Below are 2,977 nucleotides of genomic sequence, written 5' to 3'. Positions count from 1 at the left end.
TGAATTGTTCAGAATATCCGGCAGGCAACAAAGTGACAAAGGTATTTGCCATAGGTGAGACGTTCTACGATATAACCTTTCGGGAAAAGGTACCTCTCGCTGCAAACCCTGGCGGCGCGATGCTCAACACTGCCGTTTCTTTGGGAAGGTGCGGGGCAGATGTAACTTTGATAACCGAGTTCTCTACAGACCTTTTAGGTGATATTATACATGACTTCCTCAAAATCAATGGCGTGAATACTGAAAACATATACAGATATGAACAGGGAAAAACACCTCTTGCACTGGCATTTCTGGATAAGGCGAATGATGCGGAATATGCTTTTTATGAAATATTTCCTAATGAAAGATTACAGATAACAACTCCTGTTTTCACAAAAGGTGATATAGTACTTTTTGGCTCCCTGATAGCGGTATCAGAGCAGGTAAGAGATAAACTGTCGGACATACTGAAAATAGCCAGAGATGCCGGAGCCATTATATTATATGATCCAAACCTAAGGGAATTGCTTCTGAATCGTATTGAAAGTGCAAGGAATATTATTGAAGAGAACATATCACTGGCACATATGGTCAGGGGTTCCCATAGAGACTTTGAGATAGCTTTTGGTAAAGAAGATGTGGACGAAGTATATGAGCACATAAGAGAATGTGGCTGCAACTGCCTGATATATACGAAAGATGACAGAGGGGTATGGCTCAGGACAGCTGAATACCAAACCTATTACACCATACCCCCTGTAAAAGTTGTGAGCACTGTAGGGGCCGGAGATAGTTTTAATGCGGGCATGATCTACAGCATGCTGGAACTTGATAATGATAATTTTTTTACCCGATGGAATGAGAAACGTAGCTGGAATTATATAATTACGACTGCAATAAGCTTTGCTACGCATGTCTGCACACACACTGAGAACTATATCTCAAAGGATTTTGCATCTTTATTGAAATAGGAGAATGGTATGAGGACCGATGAAGCCTTTTTGAAACTGGAAAGCTCCCCAAGAGGGTTAGCAAACGAAGAAGCTAAGAAAAGGATTGAGATGTATGGACCTAACCAGCTTGAAGAAAAGAACAGAGTAACTCCTTTTAAGGTTTTTATCAGACAGCTTGCGAATGTAATAGTATGGGTACTGGCTGCCGCTGCGATCATAGCTCTGGTGGCTGACGAAGTTATCAATTTCTGGGCGATAATCGGCATCATTCTTTTTGTAATACTGATGGGATTCCTGCAGGAATACAGAGCAGAAAAGGCCATGGAAGCCCTTAAGAAGTTCGTGCAGCCCATCATAAGAGTGCGCAGGGAAGGAACACTAAAGGAAATACCTTCAAAGGATGTCGTTCCGGGAGACATACTTGTACTGGAAAGCGGAGATATGATACCTGCAGATGCTCTTGTGATCGAAATGATCGGGCTGCGGGTAGAAGAGGCCGCACTGACTGGAGAAAGCGTACCTGTGAACAAAGAAAAGGACGAGATGATCTTTGCAGGCACACAGATAGTACACGGCAAATGCAGCGCCCTTGTGGTCTCCACTGGTATGAAGACAAAACTCGGAGAAATAGCCGGGCTGGTACAGCAGGAAGAGGAAACAACTCCTCTGCAGGAGAAGATCACAAAACTTGCACGTACCCTTGCTGCTATAGCACTTATTGCATCCCTGGTCACTCTGGTTACTGGCCTATTTAAAGGAGCGCCGGTGACAGATATGCTTTTGATCGCCATCGCTCTTGCCGTGGCAGCAGTGCCTGAAGGTTTACCCCTCACCATGACCATTACTCTTGCCAATGGGATGCGTCACATGGCTCAGCATAATGCTATCGTAAGAAAAATGCTGGGTGTGGAAACGCTGGGTTCTACCACTGTGATCTGTACTGATAAGACAGGTACCCTTACCCGCAACGAGATGACCGTAAGGAAGATCGTGCTGCCCGGTTCAGAACTGGATGTTACCGGGATGGGATATGAGCCGAAAGGGGAACTACTCAACGGTAACACTCCTGTTGATATTGAAAATGAGAAGGGTCTGGAAATGTTGCTGAGAGCCGGGGCCTTATGCAACAATGCCGCACTGGAAGAATTAAATAAAGAATGGAAGGGTATCGGCGACCCTACGGAAATAGCTTTGCTGGTGGCTGCAGCTAAAACCGGGATATGGAAAAGAAAACTGGATGATGAGCTGCCGAGATTGCAGGAAGTGATCTTCACATCCGAAAGGAAGATGATGAGCACCTTGCACAATATAAAAGAACAGAAGATGACTTTTACAAAAGGTGCTCCCGAAATGGTGCTTGAAAGGTGCACACGCATATATGACCCTTCAGGTGTGCGGGCTCTCACAGAACATGACAGAGAGGAAATGCTTGAGAAGAACCATGAGCTTGCACAGAAAACGTATCGTGTGCTCGCTTTGGCGTACAGGCCCCTGAGTGAAAAGGGTGATGAACTTGAGAAAGACATGATATTCCTGGGACTTGTAGCTATGCTGGACCCACCGCGAGAGGAAGCAAAAAAAGCTATTGAAACCTGCCATAGAGCGGGAATCAAGGTAGTCATGATCACAGGAGATAATCAGGAAACTGCAAAAGCTATTGCCATGGAGATCGGCCTATCTGATGGAATCGTACCTTTGGATAGTATCACTGATGGAAAGATCAGACGCATTTTAGAAGATGGGGCTATCACTGGCAGTGAACTGGATGAACTTAACGATGAAGAGTTCAGCAGCGTAGTGGAAAATGTAAGAATATATGCAAGAGCTCGGCCTGAACAAAAACTTCGCATAGTCAAGGCCTTGCAGGATAGAGGACATGTTGTGGCGATGACAGGAGATGGGGTCAATGACGCACCTGCCCTCAGGAAAGCTGATATAGGCATCGCTATGGGTATCAAAGGTACGGATGTGTCACGAGAGGCCAGCGTGATGGTGCTGCAGGATGACAACTTCGCCACCATAGTGGAAGCTGTGAAGATGGG

The 2,977-nt window shown here is 45.5% G+C and carries 2 protein-coding genes; both read left to right on the top strand.

What is annotated here, in order from left to right; translation table 11 throughout:
* The coding region (locus tag ACCM36_RS03760; RefSeq protein ID WP_370572396.1) for a carbohydrate kinase at positions 1-953 on the top strand (953 nt) is incomplete at its 5' end.
* Positions 954-962: 9 nt separating this feature from the next.
* A partial coding sequence (locus ACCM36_RS03755; protein WP_370572395.1) for a cation-translocating P-type ATPase occupies positions 963-2,977 on the top strand: 2,015 nt, incomplete at its 3' end.

Source organism: Methanomethylovorans sp., from assembly GCF_041305605.1.
Lineage (GTDB): Archaea > Halobacteriota > Methanosarcinia > Methanosarcinales > Methanosarcinaceae > Methanomethylovorans.
The sequence above is the reverse complement of the archived record's forward strand: the minus strand, read 5'-3'. Positions and strand labels throughout refer to the sequence as shown.